General features: G+C 45.4%; 6 protein-coding genes and 1 pseudogene. All 7 read left to right on the top strand.

Annotated features, from left to right (window positions below; genetic code table 11):
* The first annotated feature begins 333 nt into the window (after positions 1 to 333).
* A complete protein-coding gene (locus ABGY95_RS00330) occupies positions 334 to 648 on the top strand; it encodes a hypothetical protein (RefSeq protein ID WP_347439688.1) in 315 nt (104 codons plus the stop codon).
* Between the two features lie 52 nt (positions 649 to 700).
* A complete protein-coding gene (locus ABGY95_RS00325) occupies positions 701 to 1,624 on the top strand; it encodes a hypothetical protein (protein WP_347439687.1) in 924 nt (307 codons plus the stop codon).
* Positions 1,625 to 1,709: 85 nt separating this feature from the next.
* Positions 1,710 to 2,123, top strand: coding sequence for a hypothetical protein (locus ABGY95_RS00320; RefSeq protein ID WP_347439686.1), 414 nt, complete (start codon positions 1,710 to 1,712; stop codon positions 2,121 to 2,123).
* Between the two features lie 62 nt (positions 2,124 to 2,185).
* Complete coding sequence (locus tag ABGY95_RS00315) at positions 2,186 to 2,695, top strand: hypothetical protein (protein ID WP_347439685.1); 510 nt, start codon at positions 2,186 to 2,188, stop codon at positions 2,693 to 2,695.
* A 110-nt stretch (positions 2,696 to 2,805) separates the two neighbouring features.
* On the top strand, positions 2,806 to 3,099 hold the full coding sequence (locus ABGY95_RS00310; protein WP_347439684.1) for a hypothetical protein: 294 nt from the start codon (positions 2,806 to 2,808) through the stop codon (positions 3,097 to 3,099).
* A gap of 24 nt (positions 3,100 to 3,123) precedes the next feature.
* Positions 3,124 to 3,651, top strand: a complete 528-nt coding sequence (locus tag ABGY95_RS00305) for a hypothetical protein (protein ID WP_347439683.1) — start codon at positions 3,124 to 3,126, stop codon at positions 3,649 to 3,651.
* Between the two features lie 251 nt (positions 3,652 to 3,902).
* Positions 3,903 to 4,423 (top strand): annotated as a pseudogene (locus ABGY95_RS00300) (transposase); the annotation flags it as partial.

The following is a 4,423-nucleotide window of genomic DNA, read 5'->3' as shown; positions in this document are numbered from 1 at the left end:
TTTCAGCGCATGCACACTGGTCACCTTTTCTCACCAATTAGATCACACTCTCTTCGAAGAACTCTCTCGCGCAGTATCCACTATCAATTGGAAAAAATCGTCCAAAGAATTCAACTTCTAACAAAAGAAATCATCCCAACCCAGATCCCGTATCTCTCTCAAAATCAACCGAATAAACCACTTATAACCATACTCATCATCCACTGACCCAATCTACCAGTAGAAATCTCAGAAATTACCAATGACCACAGCTACCATATACTCACCGATGCCCATGTTGGTTTCTCGGTACTTCATACTTTTGCCAGAGATAAGAATATTAGCACCGAGAGGGTGAAGCAATTTGCAGATCAAGTTAATCTACTCGATGAAGCTGGCACATTGTTGCCTGAAGCAAATATATCAGCGATCCCCAAATGCTACACACGCACCGAAGACCCAGCTCAAAAGCTACTGGCCGTCAAACACATCAAAGACTTCCTTGTAGCCAACGAGTCAACAATCAAAGCGAGCAAAATCATCTTTGAATTCATGGGATCTTTACGACCCAACATCTTCGACCAAGCAGTCGAAGGGTTCACTAGCTCGGTCGTGGAAGAAATCTATTATCGCTATTCAGAAGCTGACCATAAAACGATCAAGGTCTGATCCCCTAGAACTAAGCAACTACCTTTTCACCTTTCACTCATACAAAATTACTATGTCATACGCACTATTAGAATCACTCAACGGCCAAAATGACGGCATTTTTAAACAATGGTTATCACAATGGAATGGCGTCACGCCACGCATTGCATGGTACCCATCCGCCGGCTCCGACTTCAATGACGTCAGCTATCTCTATATCGAAGATGCAGACAAAACCCTAGATTGGCTATCAAGGCCCGAATGCAGGCAGGCTCGAGAAAATACAGATACTGATCAGCCCAGGCACTTTCGTAGACCCGATCTAGATCCGGAGTTTTTCAAGCACCACATCTTCCTCCACACAGACTACTACAATTGGGGGAATAGTCTGCAATTTGAGGTAGGTACGGTCCTACATGAACAAGGAAACACCACGATCAAGATCGTAGGGGTGGAACAACTCCCAGATTGCGTCTTACCGCGCAATCCGAATTTAATCTCCTTCCCGGAAGGTAACGACAGTAATGACAAGGTGTTTTTCATGCAGCTAGAGATCAAACGTGGCAATACAACCTCCCACGCTCCACTCATCTACGCATTTGTAGAGAACACGGCATTCTGCGCAAAAGTGCTCCTGAAACATCAAGCGCAACTCAGCCACATTCTTCATATTCGCTATGGTGGCGGCCTCGGCGGAGGTGGAAGCAGCCGTGGAGTTTGGCTCCAACAAACGCTAAGCACATTTAATGTCGAATACTACATCGTCAATAATAGTGGCTCAGATACTGGTCGGCTTGATCATTTCTCCCGCCATGGAATGCCATTTCACCTTGGAGGACGCAGCGAACTGCAATCCTACGCCGAGCTGTATTTCCCTGAACTTAATCAATTCCTACAAGAAGTTGAAGACCAGGAAATTATCGCCACGCTCTTTGAAGAAATCAGTGAACATCAATGGTCCGGATACGGCAATGTCAAATGGCTCAAACTAGACTAAATATAAGCTCGAATACTAATAACATCTCAGGCTGCCATCACAGATGCGCAGCCACCTTACCTGCAATCTACACACATACCCAATCATGTCCACATTACTACTTATCGACCTAGCCATCGTTGCCCTCATCAACTTAGTGCTCTGGTTATACATTCTCCTCAAACCTGTCACCGTACGTTATGTTGAGAGCCTCCACCTCGGTGGCCTTGCTCTCGCATTGCCTGGTGTCATTTTTATGACCCCTAGAGTAGCGGGTAATGAGCAAGTCCTCCGCCACGAACTCGCACATATCCAACAGCTGAAGCGTTACACCCCAATAGGGGTCGCACTCATGCTCGGATGGCATTACGGCAGCGGCTACATCTCCCATTTTCTAAAGCATAGGTCACTTCCTGCATTTGCTAGCCTCTGGGAAACCAACCCGCTAGAGATCGAAGCCAACGCTAAGATGGGTCTGGATACACCACTTCCTAACATCAAGGGCTGGCCCAGAAGATAGCCCACTGGAGCTACGCAATAGTCCCCCCAGCAATACTATGGAAAATAATCCCACACCTCAACTTGAAGCACATCTCACAACTCATCAGCCAAACTCCCCCACCTGGCTACAAAGCACCGACTCAAGAGGAGATTTTTCAGGACAACTTTATCAATCAGATTGCCGCAATTGTTGGGTACGGCACAGTCAAGGCCGTCCAAACATTCGACCACGACGACGGCACTAAAACTGTCATCCGCTTTAGCCACCATGAACTTAGTGCATACAATGAAGCGGTACTGCATTTCAGTTGGACCAAAAACTCTGGCCCAGATCTTGAAAAGTCGCCACAAGACCAAGGTGATATATCGCTCAAGATTTCCAGCCTGGAAGACACCCTCTACCTGCACTTAAACCAGCAAGCTACCATTTTCACCAAATGTGAAATCGGCGCTCACAACCAAGTATCCCAATTCCCTCCAGGTATTATACCTGAGCTAGACCAATATCAGTTAGAGGATCCACGTGTATTGCTCTTTCATATCCTCCATCACCACATTTCTGCGCAGACCATGAGTAGCAGCTTAATCTAAGCTCAACACCTCCCCATTCTACTTAGATTTCTATCTTACAAGATTTGCCATTACTCGACCTTGGAGTAGGTCTTTCGTCCTCACCTCATAAGAAATTTACACACTCCCACATGAAACCTGACCATCCACAACCAAGCACCATAAATAAGCTCAATCTGATAGCATCAGAACAGACTGAGTATCGACATGCACCGAAGGCTTTCTTCCGCATTCCACTCCACTCAGAGAAAATCCAACTCGAGTGGCATGATGGATGCCTGCCACTTAAGATTGAATCGGAAATCTATTGGGTAATGGAAGAATTTTTGCGCACTACTCTAGACATCAAATCTACAGATTCGCGCTTTGAGAAGATTTTAGAAGTGATTCATTCAGAACCAAACTTTGAAATCACTGCAGTGTAACGACAATCCGCCCTCGACCCCCATATGACACAGAAATCCAAGACACCACTTACGGTGACTCAGGCAGCCAAAAAGATTAAAGAAGTTTGCATGGAAGACCCACTCGGTGAGTTTATCTGGCAACACCTAGAGCCCAGTATAGATAAGCTCAATGATGAGAATCTATCGCTGAAACAGCAATGGGAACACATCTACTCAGCCTATGAATGTTTGGCTCAAATCTATGAGCCTTTGACACCTGGTTACTACCGAGTAATGGGCCACGACCTTAGTACATTGTCATCGTTTAGCATGTATTTTGTTGTTGCTGCACAAAACCCCAATTCTCCTAGAAGTGAAAATGCTGAAGCTGCTCACTTGATTGACTCAAATATATCTAATTTTCGGCGACAACGAGTGACTGACGACATGAAAAACTCAGAAGACGTATTAGCAACTTTCAACCATTGGCTTCGGGACCTGAGCAAAACAATAGCCCTCACGGTACGCCACTTTGCCAAGCGCGAGAATCCTGAGAAACTAAACCACCACAATAGGCTTGGAAGACGCTGATCAAATAGGCTGTGAGGATTGCTATTTCATCACTCCTCTATAGATTTCCAGGTGCATCACCCCCGAACATTCACAGTCCATAATGAATTAAGTAAATACACCTAAGTAGTTAATTTACCCCCACATGAAACACCATAAGCAATTCATTCAGAACCTCTTGAATTGAGCTGAACCCCGAAATTCGGACAAGTAGTTAAGCCATGATTTTGATGGAGGGGAGCGGTGCAAACCGCGAACCTAAAAACAACAAAATCAAAGCAAAACGTAAAAGACACGAACCCGAGTTCAAAGCACGAGTGGCTCTAGAAGCGCTCAAGGGAGAAAAGACGATTCAACAGATCGCCAAAGAATATGAAATCCACTCTGTTCAAGTTTCAGATTGGAAGAAGGCAATGACGGAAACGATGCCTGAGATATTCAGCTCTGGCCGAAAGAAGTCTCCTGAAGAGCAATATGAACGTGAGAAAGCTCAGTTGCATGCCAAGATCGGACAGCAGGCAGTCGAGATTGATTTTTTAACAAAAAAGTCAAAACAGCTCGGACTGTGAGGGATCGCATCGAGTTGGTAGACAAAAAGCATCCCACATTAAGTGTCACAAAGCAGTGCAAGTTACTCAGTGTTAGCAGATCTTCTTCTAGCTATAAACTTGTAAGACTGAGCGTGGAAGATCTCCGCATCATCCGTTTACTCGATGAACTTTATCTGATCGATCCATGCCTCGGCAGCCGTCGATTGGTCGTAGTTCTTGGGCGAGACTACTCCATTATTTGC

It is taken from the genome of Rubritalea sp. (assembly GCF_039830215.1).
GTDB lineage: Bacteria > Verrucomicrobiota > Verrucomicrobiia > Verrucomicrobiales > Akkermansiaceae > Rubritalea.
This window is presented reverse-complemented; position numbering and strand designations above follow the sequence as displayed.

Coding starts and splice junctions, on each gene's coding strand:
- ABGY95_RS00325 (WP_347439687.1), top strand. CDS start 701: ATGTCATACGCACTATTAGAATCACTCAACGGCCAAAATGACGGCATT.
- ABGY95_RS00320 (WP_347439686.1), top strand. CDS start 1,710: ATGTCCACATTACTACTTATCGACCTAGCCATCGTTGCCCTCATCAAC.
- ABGY95_RS00310 (WP_347439684.1), top strand. CDS start 2,806: ATGAAACCTGACCATCCACAACCAAGCACCATAAATAAGCTCAATCTG.
- ABGY95_RS00305 (WP_347439683.1), top strand. CDS start 3,124: ATGACACAGAAATCCAAGACACCACTTACGGTGACTCAGGCAGCCAAA.